This window comes from Ornithinimicrobium jinqii (assembly GCF_045032595.1).
Lineage (GTDB): Bacteria > Actinomycetota > Actinomycetes > Actinomycetales > Dermatophilaceae > Ornithinicoccus.
Genome location: NZ_JBJFZS010000007.1, coordinates 66,147 through 80,119, shown reverse-complemented (window position 1 = coordinate 80,119; position 13,973 = coordinate 66,147). Strand labels below are relative to the sequence as shown.

General features: G+C 74.1%; 14 protein-coding genes. 6 read left to right on the top strand and 8 right to left on the bottom strand.

Going from position 1 to position 13,973, the window contains the following annotated elements; translation table 11 throughout:
• Window positions 1-31 precede the first annotated feature (31 nt).
• Window positions 32-796: an isoprenyl transferase gene (locus ACI3ET_RS02765; RefSeq protein ID WP_405031425.1), complete on the bottom strand. Its 765-nt coding sequence runs from the start codon at window positions 794-796 to the stop codon at window positions 32-34.
• A gap of 105 nt (window positions 797-901) precedes the next feature.
• Here ACI3ET_RS02765 and trhA point away from each other — a divergent pair, with 105 nt between their 5' ends.
• Entirely contained in the window at window positions 902-1,633 is a 732-nt protein-coding gene (trhA, locus tag ACI3ET_RS02760) for a PAQR family membrane homeostasis protein TrhA (RefSeq protein WP_405031424.1), read from the top strand.
• Window positions 1,634-1,654: 21 nt separating this feature from the next.
• On the opposite strand, the gene ACI3ET_RS02755 is transcribed toward trhA, so the two are convergent.
• Both ACI3ET_RS02755 and mca read right to left on the bottom strand, forming a co-directional pair.
• The gene (locus ACI3ET_RS02755) at window positions 1,655-1,852 is read right to left on the bottom strand and encodes a hypothetical protein (protein WP_405031423.1); all 198 of its coding nucleotides are present in this window, start codon (window positions 1,850-1,852) and stop codon (window positions 1,655-1,657) included.
• Window positions 1,849-2,892: a mycothiol conjugate amidase Mca gene (mca, locus tag ACI3ET_RS02750; protein WP_405031422.1), complete on the bottom strand. Its 1,044-nt coding sequence runs from the start codon at window positions 2,890-2,892 to the stop codon at window positions 1,849-1,851. Before mca ends, ACI3ET_RS02755 begins: the two co-directional genes overlap by 4 nt.
• Before the next feature lie 148 nt (window positions 2,893-3,040).
• Between mca and ACI3ET_RS02745 the strand changes: the two genes are divergently transcribed.
• Window positions 3,041-3,550, top strand: a complete 510-nt coding sequence (locus tag ACI3ET_RS02745; protein ID WP_405031421.1) for a DUF4307 domain-containing protein — start codon at window positions 3,041-3,043, stop codon at window positions 3,548-3,550.
• Between the two features lie 72 nt (window positions 3,551-3,622).
• Here ACI3ET_RS02745 and greA read toward each other — a convergent pair whose 3' ends face one another.
• The 4 genes from greA to ACI3ET_RS02725 form a co-directional block, all read right to left on the bottom strand.
• A complete protein-coding gene (gene greA / locus ACI3ET_RS02740) occupies window positions 3,623-4,117 on the bottom strand; it encodes a transcription elongation factor GreA (protein ID WP_405031420.1) in 495 nt (164 codons plus the stop codon).
• A 156-nt stretch (window positions 4,118-4,273) separates the two neighbouring features.
• Window positions 4,274-5,500 carry a threonine ammonia-lyase gene (gene ilvA / locus ACI3ET_RS02735; protein WP_405031419.1) on the bottom strand — a complete coding sequence of 409 codons (1,227 nt, stop codon included), beginning with the start codon at window positions 5,498-5,500 and terminating at the stop codon, window positions 4,274-4,276.
• A gap of 9 nt (window positions 5,501-5,509) precedes the next feature.
• A complete protein-coding gene (locus ACI3ET_RS02730) occupies window positions 5,510-6,877 on the bottom strand; it encodes a glutamate mutase L (protein WP_405031418.1) in 1,368 nt (455 codons plus the stop codon).
• The gene (locus ACI3ET_RS02725; protein WP_405031417.1) at window positions 6,874-7,248 is read right to left on the bottom strand and encodes a hypothetical protein; all 375 of its coding nucleotides are present in this window, start codon (window positions 7,246-7,248) and stop codon (window positions 6,874-6,876) included. The genes ACI3ET_RS02730 and ACI3ET_RS02725 overlap by 4 nt, the downstream gene beginning before the upstream one ends.
• 74 nt (window positions 7,249-7,322) lie before the next feature.
• Between ACI3ET_RS02725 and msrA the strand changes: the two genes are divergently transcribed.
• A complete protein-coding gene (gene msrA / locus ACI3ET_RS02720; protein ID WP_405031416.1) occupies window positions 7,323-7,997 on the top strand; it encodes a peptide-methionine (S)-S-oxide reductase MsrA in 675 nt (224 codons plus the stop codon).
• A 13-nt stretch (window positions 7,998-8,010) separates the two neighbouring features.
• Here the strand turns inward: msrA and ACI3ET_RS02715 are convergent, their stop codons facing one another.
• On the bottom strand, window positions 8,011-8,895 hold the full coding sequence (locus ACI3ET_RS02715) for a hypothetical protein (protein WP_405031415.1): 885 nt from the start codon (window positions 8,893-8,895) through the stop codon (window positions 8,011-8,013).
• Between the two features lie 210 nt (window positions 8,896-9,105).
• On the opposite strand from ACI3ET_RS02715, the gene ACI3ET_RS02710 reads away from it, so the two are divergent.
• Genes ACI3ET_RS02710 through ACI3ET_RS02700 form a run of 3 tightly spaced genes read left to right on the top strand, consistent with a single transcriptional unit; the run spans window position 9,106 to window position 13,938 of the window.
• Window positions 9,106-10,173: a 3-oxoacyl-ACP synthase III gene (locus ACI3ET_RS02710; protein ID WP_405031414.1), complete on the top strand. Its 1,068-nt coding sequence runs from the start codon at window positions 9,106-9,108 to the stop codon at window positions 10,171-10,173.
• 13 nt (window positions 10,174-10,186) lie between these two features.
• Window positions 10,187-12,946: an alpha/beta fold hydrolase gene (locus ACI3ET_RS02705; RefSeq protein ID WP_405031413.1), complete on the top strand. Its 2,760-nt coding sequence runs from the start codon at window positions 10,187-10,189 to the stop codon at window positions 12,944-12,946.
• On the top strand, window positions 12,946-13,938 hold the full coding sequence (locus tag ACI3ET_RS02700) for an NAD-dependent epimerase/dehydratase family protein (RefSeq protein ID WP_405031412.1): 993 nt from the start codon (window positions 12,946-12,948) through the stop codon (window positions 13,936-13,938). Before ACI3ET_RS02705 ends, ACI3ET_RS02700 begins: the two co-directional genes overlap by 1 nt.
• Window positions 13,939-13,973 lie beyond the last annotated feature (35 nt).

Here is a 13,973-nt window from a genome sequence, read left to right as displayed (position 1 = left end):
CGCGTGGCGCGCCGCCCGCCCCACCTGCAGCTCAGGAGCCGAAGCGGCGCTCCCGCTCGGCGTAGGCGCGCAGCGCCCGGAGGAAGTCCACCTGGCGGAAGTCCGGCCAGTAGGCCTCGCAGAAGTAGAACTCGCTGTGAGCGCTCTGCCAGAGCAGGAAGCCCCCGAGCCGCTGCTCCCCCGAGGTGCGGATGACCAGGTCGGGGTCCGGCTGCCCCTTGGTGTAGAGGTGCTCGGCGATGTCCTCGACCGTGAGCGAGTCGGCCAGCTCCTCCAGCGTCCGGCCCTGCTGAGCGGCGTCCCTCAGCATGGAGCGGACCGCGTCGGCGATCTCCCGCCGCCCGCCGTAGCCGATGGCCACGTTGACGAGCATCCCGTCCACCCCGTCGGTCCGGGCCGCCGCCTCCGTCAGTCCCGTCGCCGTGCCCCCCGGCAGCAGGTCCAGGGCCCCCACGACCCTGATGCACCACCGCTGGGCGGACGCCAGGTCGGAGACCACGCCCTCGATGATCTCCAGCAGCGGCTCGAGCTCGGCAGCGGGGCGGTTGAGGTTGTCCGTGGAGAGCAGCCACAGCGTCACCACCTCGACGCCCGCCTCCTCGCACCACCCGAGGAACGGCGCGATGTTGTCCGCCCCCGCCCGATGACCCTCGGCCGAGCCCGCCCCTCGCTCCCGGGCCCAGCGGCGGTTGCCGTCGAGCATGACGCCGATGTGGCGGGGCAGCTGTCCCGCCGGCAGGTGACGCAGCAGCGACGACGTGTAGGCCCGGTAGACCAGGTCGCGCGGCGTCTGCATGGGCCAAACCTACTCGCCCGGAGGGGCCGGCCAGCGAGGCGGCGTCGTCGGCACCCACCAACCTACGACTTCGTAACCTACCGGACCGTAGGTTACCGTTGGGGGATGAACAGAGCCAGGGACGCTGCCCGAGGAGCGATGGGACCGGCCGGGGAGGCCGTGGACTCCCTGGTCGAGCACGTCGTCGACCACGTCAAGCCCCACCTGCGCGGGTGGCTGCACCTCGGGATGGTCCCGCTGAGCGTGGTGGCCGCGGTCGTCCTCGTCGCGCTGGCGCCGGACGGGCGCGCGCGCGCGGCGGCCGTCGTCTTCGGCATCACCGCCGTCCTGCTGTTCTCCACCTCCGCGCTCTACCACCGCGGTCGCTGGTCCCCACGGGTCGCCACCGCGCTCAAGCGGTGGGACCACGCCAACATCTTCCTCATCATCGCGGGCACCTACACGCCCTTCGCAGTGCTGCTGCTGCCCCCTGGCCAGGCGCGCACCCTGCTCCTCGTGGTCTGGACCGGTGCCATCGCCGGCGTCGTGTTCCGGGTGTTCTGGACCACGGCACCGCGCCTGCTCTACACCTTCGTCTACGTGGCCCTCGGCTGGGTGGCCGTCTTCTACCTGGTGCCGTTCTGGCGCAACGGCGGCCCGGTCATCGTGGCGCTCATCGCCGGTGGCGGACTGCTCTACACGCTCGGGGCCGTCGTCTACGGTCTCAAACGCCCGAACCCCTCACCGCGGTGGTTCGGCTTCCACGAGGTCTTCCACGCGTTCACGGTCGCGGGCTTCACCTCCCACTGGACCGCAGCACTGCTGGCCGCCCTGGGGGTCGGCGCCCTCTCCGCCTGACGCCGTCAGGCTCTGACCCCGTCAGGCCAGCGGGTCACGCTTCTCCGCCGGCGCCCCCGTGCCCGGCCCCTCCGCATCCAGCCGGGCCTCCTCGGCCAGCCGCATCCGCCGCAGCCGTCGCGTGAGGTCGCGGCCGAGCACCCAGACCGCGAGCGCCAGGCCGAAGAGGACGAGGAAGCCGCCCAGGCCGGCGGTGATCTCCACGCTCGTGCTGTTCATGTCGTATGCCCTTCCTCGCTGCGCATGTCGTCCCGGCCGTCGCCGTCCCCGTCCTGCGGCGTGGTCGACAGCGCCAGTCCCTCGTCGAGGGGCGGCTCGCCGACGAAGGCGAGCACCAGCTCTCCGTCGGGGGTGCGGGCGGGGGTGCGACGGCACACCTCGTCGGGGTCCTCCAGCTCGCGGACCCCGGCGAACAGGTCTTCCTCCGGAACGGAGACCGGCACGAGGGAGCGGGCCAGCTCGAAGTCCTCGGTGGGCCACGCCTGCCGCTGCAGCTCCAGGGGCACCTCGAACCAGTGACCGTCCGGGTCCACCTGCGTCGCGTGCGCGCGCAGTGCGTCGTCGCGCGCCGCGAAGTGGTCGGCGCAGGGCACCCGGGTCGTCAGGGCCCGCGGTGGGCGACGACGCAGGTTGACCAGCCAGTCGCGGTAGGGGGGCTCGTGCCCCGCCTCGACCATCGCGGCGTCGAGCCGCTCCATGCGCTCGACCGACCAGCCGTTGTAGTAGAGCTTGAGCGGCTGCCACGGGGCACCGGCGTGCGGGAACGCGTCGGGGTCCCCCGCCGCCCGGAAGGCGGCCACCGTCACGACGTGGGTCTGGACGTGGTCGGGGTGCGGGTAGCCGCCGTTCTCGTCGTAGGTGGTGACCACGTGCGGACGGAACTCGCGGATGACGCGGACCAGGGCCTCGGCCGCCACGTCCACGGGCTCGAGGGCGAAGCAGCCCTCGGGAAGCGGCGGGAGGGGGTCGCCCTCCGGCAGGCCCGAGTCGACGAACCCGAGCCAGGTGTGGCTCACCCCGAGCACCGCGGCGGCCCGGGCCATCTCGTCGCGACGCACCTGGGCGATGTCCTGCAGGGTGTGCGCGTCGTTCTTGAGCGCCTCGTTGAGGATGTCCCCGCGCTCTCCCCCCGTGCAGGAGACGACGCGCACCTCGACGCCCTCCGAGGCGTACTTCGCCGAGGTGGCCGCCCCCTTGGAGGACTCGTCGTCGGGGTGGGCGTGCACGGCCATCAGGCGCAGGGCCCGGGTCGGGGTCATCGCTGCACTCCTTCTCGTTCTCGCGTTCTGGAACTCGTGCGACCCTGCGCGGGGCGCCCGCTGTGGTGTCGGACAATGGGGGTGCACCGCGCCGCCGGGCGCAGGCACCGGACCATCTTCTCACCGACCACAGCCAGGACGGACCACCGTGACCGCGACGCCCCCCGCCTCCCAGCCCGACCCACCGGCGCCCCCCGACGGGGTGAGGGAGGGGGCGTCCGCTGCGGTGGACTGGGACGCGGAGGAGGAGTCGGCGGAGGCGCGGCGGGGTCCGCGCCGCCTGGGTCCCACGCAGCGACGGACCTGGTGGGTGGTCGGCACGCTGGCGGTCGTCGCCATGGTCGCGACGTCGGTGTGGTTCGGGCTGGCGGCGACGCAGGGCCGGGTGCACTGGGTCGACACGGGGCACGAGATCGTCTCCGACAGCACGGTGGACGTGCGGTTCGACCTGCGCCGCGACCCGAGCCGGGCCGCGGTCTGCCAGCTCGAGGCGCAGGACTTCGGCCATGCGGTGGTGGGGCGGACCGAGGTCACCGTGCCGCCGGCCGCCGAGTCTCCCAGCCGGCACGTCGAGCAGGTGCGCACCGCCTCACCGGCGATCACGGGGTATGTCGTGCGGTGCTGGTACGCGGACGAGGCGCCGCCCGAGGACCGGTGAGCGGTCCGGGGGCAGCGCCTCGGTGGTGCTGTCCTGCGGTGGTGCTGTCCTGCGGTGGTGCCTCGAGCGTCGTCAGGGCTGGTAGGGCTTGGCCTCGACGACCTTCACCTCGACCGAGGACCCGTTGGGAGCCTGGTAGGTGACGGTGTCGCCCGGCAGCGCACCCATGAGCGCGGCGCCGAGCGGCGACTGCTCGCTGTAGACGCCGAGGCCGTCGCCCTCGTGGATGATCTCGCGGGAGCCGAGGAGGAAGGTCTCGGTGTCGCCGAACATCTCGACGGTCACCACCATCCCGGGCTCCACGACGCCGTCGTCGGCGGGCGCGGCACCCACGACCGCGGTCTGCAGGATCTGCTCGAGCTGACGGATGCGGAGCTCCATCTTGCCCTGCTCCTCCTTGGCCGCGTGGTAGCCGCCGTTCTCCTTCAGGTCGCCCTCGTCGCGGGCGGCCTCGATCCGCTTGGAGATCTCCGAGCGGCCCTCGCCGGTGAGGGTGGTCAACTCGGCGCGGAGGCGGTCGTGGGCCTCCTGCGTGAGGTAGCTGGCGCCTCTGGTCTCGGTCGTCACGTCGTCCACTCCTGTCCTGGTGCGGCGGGGGTCGAAGGTCGATCCCCCGCCCAAACACAAGGTCCGGGCACCCTCTGCCCGGACCGTGGTTGAACGCCCCAGTCTACGTGGTGTCGGCCCGGGAGTCGAGGCGGACGGGCACCGGGGGCCCCGCCCTCAGCTCTGGTCGACCCTGTAGCCCTGGCCCAGCAGGGCCTGCCGCACCTCGGCGGCGTGCTCGTGACCCATCGTCTCCAGGGTCAGCGAGATGGCGACCTCGTCCACGGTGAGGTCGGGCACGCGGCGGTGGTGCTGCACCTCCAGGACGTTGCAGCGCATCTCCGCCAGCAGCGCCAGGACGCCGGAGAGCGAGCCGGGCCGGTCGGGCACGCGCACCCGCAGCTGCAGGTAGCGGCCCGCCACCGTCAGCCCCTGCCGCAGGATGCGCAGCAGCAGCACCGGGTCGATGTTGCCGCCGGACAGGACGGCGACGACCGGCCCCTCGTAACGGTTCTCCGCCTCCCGCCCCAGCTCCATGAGGTGGGCCGTGGCCGCGGCGCCCGCGGGCTCCACGACGAGCTTCGCGCGCTCGACGAGGAACAGCACGCTCCTGGCCAGGGCGGCCTCGCTCACCGTCTCCATGCCGTCGACGAGCTCGGCGACCAGTCCGAACGGCACGTCGCCGGGACGACCGACCGCGATGCCGTCGGCCATCGTGCTCATCGAGGCCAGTGCCACCGGGTGCCCGGCCTCGAGCGAGGCGGGCCACGCGGCCGCCTGCTCTGCCTGCACGGCGACCACGCGCACGTCGGGGCGCAGTCCCTTGACCGCGGCGGCGATGCCCGCGACGAGACCACCGCCACCGGTGCACACGACGATCGTGCGGACGTCCGGCACCTGGTCGAGGATCTCCAGGCCGCAGGTCCCCTGCCCGGCGACGATGTCGGGGTGGTCGAACGGCGGGATGAACACGGCGCCGGTGTCCTGCGCGTGCTGCTGCGCGGCCCGGATGCAGTCGTCGATCGTCGTCCCGACCTGGATGACGGTCGCGCCGTAGCCCTTGGTGGCGGCGAGCTTGGGCATCGAGGCACCGAACGGCATGTAGACGGCCGCGTCGATCCCCAGCAGCCGGGCGGCCAGCGCGACCCCCTGGGCGTGGTTCCCGGCGCTGGCCGCGACGACCCCGCGGGACTTCTCGTCCTCGGTGAGGCGCGACATGCGCGTGTAGGCGCCACGCATCTTGAACGAGCCGGCCCGCTGGAGGTTCTCGCACTTCAGGTGCACGGGCATCCCGATGCGGTCGGTCAGCGCCTGGCTGAACTCCATGGGCGTGGGCGTCAGCACGTCGGCGAGGACCTCGCGCGCGGCGAGGACGTCGGCGAGGGTCACGGTGGTCTGCTGCACCCGCTCACCCTACCGAGAGACATCCTGCAGCAGCTGGGTGACGACGGCCCGCGCGGCACGCGGGTGCTGATCGGCGAGCAGGCCGGCCGCGAACAGGAGGTATGCCGTGTCGACCAGGGCGCGCGCTCGCGCCGGTGGGCGCCACCCGCCGCCGTGGTCCTCGAGCACGGCGTGCAGGACGGCGGCGGAGGCGGCGGGGTCGCTGTGCCGGAGCACGCCGCCCGAGCCGACGAGCAGACGCACGTCGGCGAGCGGGCGGGGCGCCTCACCGGGCGAACCTGGGCGTCCGTGCCTGCGGGCCGCGACGGTGGCGGCGAGCCTCGCCAGCCGGAGGTCGAGGGCCTCCTGCGCCGGTCCCCCGGGCAGCAGACCCGGCTCGGCGTGCGCCCGCCGCACCCAGGCGGACAGCACCGGGTCGGTGCCCTCGTCCAGCAGGCCCTCCACCCCGGCCGCCCCGAGGACGCCCGGGGCCCCCCAGCGCATCCCCAGGTCGCCCTCCACGGTCCGCGCGTGCCACAGCGTCTCGACGACGTGCTTGCGCAGCGACGCGTCCTCGCCCTGCGGCGTCAGCACCGAGTAGACGTCCGTGGTCGCCCCGCCTACGTCCACGACCATGACGTCCTCACCCAGGACGTCGGCGAGCACCTCGACGCCGGCGAGCACCGCGTCCGGCGTCGCGGCCCGCACCAGCTGCGGGAACCGCGGCCCGGGCGACAGCCCCTTGCCACCGATGACGTGGCGCAGGAAGACCTCGCGGATGGCCCTGCGGGCCGGTCCGGGGTGCACGACCCCGATGCGGGGCAGGACGTTGTCGGTCAGGGTGACCCTCCGACCGGTCGTGGCCAGCTCGGCCGCCACCTCGTCGCGGGCCTCGACGTTGCCGGCAACGACGACGGGCGCGCCGACCCTCGACCGGGCCAGACGGCGGGCGTTGTGCACCAGCACCTCGGCGTTGCCGCCGTCGGTGCCGCCGACGAGGAGCACGACGTCCGGCCGCGCCGCCCGCAGGCGCGCCACGTCCGCGGCGGTGAGCGGCCCGGCGGCGACGTGGACGACCCTGGCCCCGGCCGACAGCCCGACCCGGTGACCGGCCTCGGCGGTGACCGCCCGCTCGTAGCCCACCACGGCCAGCCGCAGCCCCCCACCCGCGCTGGAGCACGCCAGCACCCGCTCGCGCTGCGCCAGGTCAAGGGGGTCCGGGACCGGCGCGTGCGTCGCGGACGCGAGCGCACGGCATACCCCGACCACGCCCTCGAGCACGTCGCGGCCGGGGCCGGCCGTGGTGGGCACCGCGGACCGCGCGAGGAGACCGCCCCCGTCGTCGACGAGGGCGGCCTTGGTGAACGTCGAGCCGACGTCGAGGAGGAGCAGCGTCACAGGAGGCTGACCAGCAGCGCGACACCCAGCCACAGCAGCCCCACCGCGAGCAGGACCAGCCCCCACAGCCGGGTGCGCATCGCGGACAGGCGGGCGGCCGAGCCGTCCTCGACGCCGAACCCCAGCTCGGTGCCGACGTCCAGCGAGCCGGGCGGACCGCCGAAGCCACTCGTGATCCGGGTCGCCTCGCGGTGGGCGGCGCGTCCCCGCAGGTAGAGCGCGGCACCGACCACCGCGAGGACCAGGGGCAGGACGACGCGCATCACCCAGTCGGCGGTGGACCAGGACTCGGTCGCCGAGCTGGTGACCGTCGCGGTCGCCGCGGTGGACATCGGGGCGGTCAGCAGGAGCAGCGGCGTGGGCATGGGCATGTGAGGCAAGGTGCCACAGCGGCGGGGGTCCGCGCCACCGGACCGACCGTGCGACGCGTGCGAGACTGGACCGTATGCAGATCTTCGGCACCCCGTCCGGTCGGGCCACCCCGCTGCCCGGCATCCCGACCACGCACGTCGTCCTCGGCACCTCCATGCGCGGGCCGTGGCCGGCGGGCACCGAGGTCCTCTACGTGGCGATGGGCTGCTTCTGGGGAGCCGAGCGGATCTTCTGGACGATGCCCGGCGTGGTGACCACCGCGGCGGGCTACATGGGTGGGACGACCCCGAACCCCACCTACGAGCAGACGTGCACGGGCCGGACGGGGCACGCGGAGGCCGTCCTCGTGGCCTACGACCGTGGGCGGACGTCGCCCGAGGCGCTGCTGCGCGCGTTCTGGGAGAACCACGACCCGACCACCCGCGACCGGCAGGGCAACGACGTCGGCAGCCAGTACCGCTCGGCGGTCTACTGGACCACGCCCGAGCAGGAGCAGGCCGCGCGCCTGACCCGCGACGCCTTCGAGCAGGTGCTCACCGCGGCCGGGCACGGCAGGATCGTCACCGAGCTCCGGTCGGCGCAGGAGGCCGACCCGTTCTACTACGCGGAGGAGCACCACCAGCAGTACCTCCACAAGAACCCCGGCGGCTACTGCAACCACGGGCCCACCGGCTACACCTGCCCCGTGGGCCTCGTGCGTCAGGACCAGCTGCCGGCGCAGCAGGACGTGCTGGCGCCCGGCGAGTGACCGACGTCCTGCGTCACTCGTCGGTGGGAAGCCCCGGCTCCTGGATCTGGTCCGCGTCGGGAGCCTGGATGTCCATCTCCTGGCCCCAGTTCGAGACGAGCAGCTCGGTGGTGGCGCCCTCCATGGCGAAGGTGACCCTGCGCATGAGGTCGTCGTCGTCCACCCACACGTCGTAGACGATCTCGTCACCGATGGCCGCCGAAGCGGCTGCGGCGTCGTCGCCGGTCTGCCCGGCGGCGTCCAGCGCGACCTCGGCGTCGACGGTCACCTCGTAGCGGCGCATCTGCGTGCCGTCCACGTCCTCCTCGCCGAGGAAGAGGATCTGCTGCGCACCCTCGTCCCAGGAGTCCCAGGTGGCGGTGATGTCGACCTCGTCCAGCGTGGCGCCAGCGTCGCCGAGCTGCTCGGGCGGCACCTCCATGAACATGCCCTCGTCGGTGAGCCCGGGCATCGAGATGAACACGACGTCGTCGACGACGACCATCGTGATCGCGCCCATCCCCGGCATCGTCATGTCCATGTCGATCGCCGGCTCGTTCCCGGACAGGTCGACGTCGCCGCTCATGTCCAGCCCCTGCGCGCCCATGTTCACCGTCATGTCCACGGTGTAGCTGCTCAGCATCTCCTCGCCCGGAGACTTCAGCATCGCCATGAACTCGTCGACGGGGACCTCCTCGCCCGCGCCGGCGTCCGCCGTGTCCTCGGCGGGCCCGGAGTCGGCGGCGGTGTCGGTCGTGGCTTCGCTCGTGGCCTCGGTGGTGGCCTCGGCCCCGTCGGTGGCGACCGCCGCGGTGGTCGGGCCGTCCCCCTCCTCGTCGTCGCCGCCGCAGGCGGTGAGGGAGAGGGTGAGAGCGCCGGCGGTCAGCAGACCGCCCCAGCGCAGGTGCGTCGTCCTCATGTCGTCGGGTCCTTTCCCCTCGGTGGTGCGCACGCGCCGAGAGGCGCACGGCTGCAAGCTGAGTTCATGGTGGCACAGGAGTCTGGCACGGCACTGCGTCACGGCGACCGCTGGTTCGGTGCGGGTGGCCCCCCTGTGGTCGAATGGCGTGTCGACCCACGTCTTCGGCGTGCGCAGACCCTCCTACGACGAAACGCGAGGATCCCTCGAGTGAACGACTCCGGAAACGGCCACGGCCCGCAGGCCTCGGGCACGACCAACGGCAACGCCGTCTTCCGCCACCACGACACGGCACTGCTGTCGGTCACGGCCGTCGACGCGCCCGTGGTCAAGACCTCCGCGGAGTTCGACGAGATCATCGGGGACTCCTACGGCCGCAACGGTCTGCGGCCGGGGATGCTCTCGCACCTCGCGGGCATCGACGAACGACGCTGGTGGGGCGAGGACCAGCACTTCGTGGACGGCGCGATCGAGGCCGGACGCCTGGCCCTGGAGGAGGCCGGGGTCGACCCCTCCCGGATCGGGCTGCTCGTCAACACCTCCGTCAGCCGCAGCCACCTCGAGCCCTCGATCGCGGTGCGGGTGCACGCCGAGCTGGGGCTGGCCACGAGCTGCCTCAACTTCGACCTGACGAACGCCTGCCTGGGTTTCGTCAACGGGATCCAGCTCGCCGCGACGATGATCGACGGCGGCCAGATCGACTACGCCCTGATCGTCAACGGCGAGGGGTCGCAGACCCCGCAGGAGCACACCCTGGCGCGCCTGTCCTCCCCGGACGCCACGGCGCGGGACATCCTGGCCCAGTTCGCGACGCTGACCCTGGGCTCGGGCGCCGCCGCGATGGTCCTGGGCCGGGCCTCCGCGCACCCCGAGGGGCACCGCGTCGTCGGCGGCGTCACCCGCACCGCGACCCAGCACCACGAGCTGTGCGTCGGGGACTTCACCGAGATGCGCACCGACACCCAGGGGCTGCTCGTCGCGGGCATGCAGCTGGCCACCGACCTGTGGCGCGACGCCCGGTCGGAGTTCGACTGGTCGGACATGGACCGGTACGTCGTGCACCAGGTCTCCCGCGTCCACACCTCCCGCACCGCGGAGGCGCTCGGCATCGACGAGTCCCGCATCCCGCTGATCTTCCCGACCCACGGCAACGTGGGCCCGGCCGCGGTGGCCATCACCCTGGCCAAGGAGGCCCCCAGCCTCCACAGCGGGGACAGGGTGCTGATGATGGGGATCGGCTCGGGCCTGAACATGACCTGCCTCGAGCTCACCTGGTGAGGCGACCCCGGTGGTGACGTCGCAGCGCGTGCACGGTCCTGCCGGTCGGGCGCCCGACGACCCGGCCGGGCTGCCGCCGCACGAGCTGCCCGGGCTGGACCGGTCCTGGTCGCGGGTCGTCGTCGCGCCGGACGCGGAGGGCACGGGTCGGCACTGGCACGTCCTGGACACCCACGCCCCGCGCGAGGCCGCCGACCAGTCCGCCCCGGAGACGGACGCACGCGCAGGCCCCGAGCCGGTCGGGACGCTGCTCTGCGTCCACGGCAACCCCACGTGGTCCTACCTGTGGCGCCGCGTGCTCGACCAGGCTCCCGCAGGCTGGCGCGTGGTCGCCGTCGACCAGCTCGGCATGGGCTTCTCCGAGCGCCCCGGACACCCGCGCAGCCTCGCCCAGCGCATCCACGACCTCGATGGTCTCACCGACACCCTGGGTCTGACCGGGTCGGGCACCCCGGTGGCCGTCCTCGCCCACGACTGGGGCGGCCCGGTCGCCCTCGGGTGGGCGCTGCGCCATACTGCGGACCTGGCTGCGGTCGTCCTCACCAACACGGCCGTCCACCAGCCCTCCGACCAACCCTCCCCCGCCGCCATCCGGCTCGCGCGCTCCCCCGGCGTCCTGGACCGGGTGTGCCGCGACACCCCCACCTTCGTGCGGGCCACCACCGCCCTCTCGCTGCCGCCGCTGCCCCGCGCCGTGCGGCGGGCGTTCGCCGCTCCGTACCTCACCCCCGGCCGGCGAGCTGCGGTCGCCGACTTCGTGCGCGACATCCCCTTCGAGGACGACCACCCGAGCCGCCCGACGCTCGACGCCGTGGCCTCGGGACTGACCGCGCTGCGCGACACGCCGGCCCTGCTGGTGTGGGGCCCGCGCGACCCGGTGTTCGGTCAGCGCTACCTGGAGGACCTGCTCGACCGGCTGCCGCACGCGGACGTGCAGCGCTACACGGGGGCTTCCCACCTGGTGCTGGAGGACCGCCCCGAGGGCGTCGAGGTGGTGTGGCGCTGGCTGCAGCAGCACGTCGCCCCGGACCTCGACGCGGGGCGCGCCGGGGGGCCGGCCCGGGACGCCGGGAGCGTCGTGGGCCGGGTCCCGATCGCGGTCGACCGCTCCGCCCCGTCCGACCTCGCGGTGGTCGAGCTCGGCGGAGCCGGCCGCTCCGTCACCTTCGGGGAGCTCGCGGAGTCCGTCGAGGCGGTCGCGCGTGGCCTGGCCGTGCGTGGCGTGCGACCCGGTGACCGCGTCGCGGTGCTGGTGCCGCCCGGGATCGAGCTCACCACGCTGGCCTACGCGCTGTGGCGCCTCGGCGCCGTGGTCGTCGTCGCGGACGCCGGTCTCGGTCTCGGTCGGCTGGGTGCCGCCCTGCGCTCGGCCGCGCCCCGCCACGTGGTCGGGATCGGCAGGGCGCTCGCCCTCACCGCCCTCACCCGCGTCCCCGGACAGCGCCTGCGGGTCGAGCTGGGTGGTCCGCAGCTGGGGCTGCTGGCGGCGGCCGGCGACGCAGCGGTCGGCGACACGACCGTGGCCCCGCGCGATCTGCCCGCCGCGGCCGACCTCGACCCCTCCGCCGACGCCGCCGTCCTCTTCACCTCCGGTGCGACCGGTCCACCCAAGGGCGTGGTCTACACGCGCCACCAGCTCGGTGCGCAGGTCGCCCTGCTGCGGCACACCTTCGGGCTGGCGCCGGGCGGGCGGCTCGTCGCGGCCTTCGCCCCCTTCGCCCTCTACGGTCCCGCCCTCGGTCTGACCAGCGCCGTCCCGGACATGGACGTCACCGCGCCGCACACGCTGACGGCGGCGGCGCTCGCCGACGCCGTGGCCGCGGTCGACGCGTCGGCGGTGTTCGCGGCCCCCGCCGCGCTGCGCAACATCGTCGCCACCGCCGAGGCGCTCACCCCGGCCCAGCGTCGTGCCCTCGCCGGTCCGCGGCTGGTCCTCTCCGCGGGGGCGCCCGTCCCCGTGCGGCTGCTCCTGCAGGTCAAGGAGCTGCTGCCCTCCGCGGTGACGCACACGCCGTACGGGATGACCGAGGCGCTCCCGGTCGCCACCCTGGACCCCACGCGCCTCCTCCCGCACGACGCCGCCGGTCAGCGTGGGGTGTGCGTCGGCTCGCCGGTCCACGGTGTCGACGTGTCGGTCGCACCGCTGGACGCGGGAGGCGTGCCGTCCGACGCCGTGGTGACCACACCCGGGACGGTCGGCGAGATCGTCGTCAGGGGTCCGCACGTCAAGGACCGCTACGACAAGCAGTGGGCGCGCCAGGACGCCAGCGACCGACCCCACGGCTGGCACCGCACCGGCGACGTCGGACACCTCGACAGGGCCGGACGGCTGTGGGTGGAGGGGCGCCTCGCGCACCTCCTGGTCACCGCGGAGGGTCCCGTGACCCCGTATGCCGTGGAGGAGCGCGTCCGTGCCGTCCCCGGCGTCGCGGACGTGGCGCTCGTCGGCGTGGGACCGCGCGGCACCGAGCAAGCCGTGGTGGTCGTCGTCCCGGAGCGCCGGCTCGGACCGGTCGCGCGCGGCACAGGCGCACCGCTCGGGCACCGTCGGCTCGCGTCGGAGGACCTGACGCGGGAGGTGCGCTCCGTGGCCGGGGTACCGGTCGCCGCCGTCCTGCTGCGCGACTGGCTGCCGGTCGACGTCCGGCACGCCAGCAAGATCGACCGGACGGCGCTGGCTCGGTGGGCGGACACCGTGCTGCACGGGCGAGGACTGCTGGACCGCGCCCGTGACTGGGCGGCGCCGGGTGCCCCGCGTCGTCGGAGCCGTTGATGAGCACGTCGGAACGGGTGCTGGTCACCGGGGCCAGCGGCATGCTGGGCGGTGCCGTCGCCGATCTGCTCGCCGAACGCGGCTGGGACGTGACCGTGATGCAGCGCCGCACCGCGGGCGGACGCCACCGCGAGGTCCTGGGCGACGTCCGGGACGTCGACGCGGTCGAGCGCGCGGTGCACGGCCAGGACGCCGTCGTGCACCTCGCCGCCAAGGTCGACGTCGTCGGACCGTGGCTCGACTACGTGCGGGTCAACGCGACCGGCACCCGGCACGTGATCGAGGCCCTCCGCCGCAACGGGGGCGGCCGCCTTGTGCAGGTCTCCTCGCCGTCGGTCGCCCACACCGGTCGTTCGCTGGCGGGAGCGGGCGCCGGACCGGCCAGCCCGATGCGGGCGCGGGGCCACTACGCCCGGTCCAAGGCTGCGGCCGAGCTCTTCGCGCTGGGGGCCGACGGCCCAGATCTCGCCGTCACGGCCGTCCGCCCGCACATCGTCTGGGGTCCTGGAGACACCCAGCTCGTCGGGCGGATCGTGGACCGTGCGCGTCAGGGCCGCCTGGCGCTCGTCGGGTCGGGCACGGTGCTGGTCGACACCACCTACGTCGACAACGCGGTCGAGGCCGTCGTCGCCGCGCTCGAGCACGTCGAGGACGCGCGGGGGCAGGCCTTCGTCGTCACCAACGGCGAGCCCCGGCCCATCGGCGAGCTCGTGACGTCCATCTGCCACGCGTGCGGCGTCCCGGGTCCGCGCCTCCACGTGCCGAGACCGCTGGCCTGGGCGCTGGGCGCCACCGTCGAGGGCGCGGTCGCGGTGTCCGAGCGCGCACCGGGTCTGACGGCGATCACCCAGCCGCCGCTGACCCGGTTTCTTGCCGAGCAGCTGAGCACGGCCCACTGGTTCGACCAGCGACGCACGCGCGAGGTCCTGCAGTGGGCGCCGAGGGTGGGTCTCGACGAGGGGTTGGAGCGGTTGGCCGCGGCCTGCCGCTAGGCACGGCACTGGTCGCGGCAGCACCCCGGACGTCT

Excerpts from the sequence above, each read along its gene's own strand:
- ACI3ET_RS02765 (WP_405031425.1), bottom strand. The coding sequence starts at position 796 with ATGCAGACGCCGCGCGACCTGGTCTACCGGGCCTACACGTCGTCGCTG.
- trhA (WP_405031424.1), top strand. The coding sequence starts at position 902 with ATGAACAGAGCCAGGGACGCTGCCCGAGGAGCGATGGGACCGGCCGGG.
- ACI3ET_RS02755 (WP_405031423.1), bottom strand. The coding sequence starts at position 1,852 with ATGAACAGCACGAGCGTGGAGATCACCGCCGGCCTGGGCGGCTTCCTC.
- mca (WP_405031422.1), bottom strand. The coding sequence starts at position 2,892 with ATGACCCCGACCCGGGCCCTGCGCCTGATGGCCGTGCACGCCCACCCC.
- ACI3ET_RS02725 (WP_405031417.1), bottom strand. The coding sequence starts at position 7,248 with ATGCCCATGCCCACGCCGCTGCTCCTGCTGACCGCCCCGATGTCCACC.
- msrA (WP_405031416.1), top strand. The coding sequence starts at position 7,323 with ATGCAGATCTTCGGCACCCCGTCCGGTCGGGCCACCCCGCTGCCCGGC.
- ACI3ET_RS02715 (WP_405031415.1), bottom strand. The coding sequence starts at position 8,895 with ATGAGGACGACGCACCTGCGCTGGGGCGGTCTGCTGACCGCCGGCGCT.
- ACI3ET_RS02700 (WP_405031412.1), top strand. The coding sequence starts at position 12,946 with ATGAGCACGTCGGAACGGGTGCTGGTCACCGGGGCCAGCGGCATGCTG.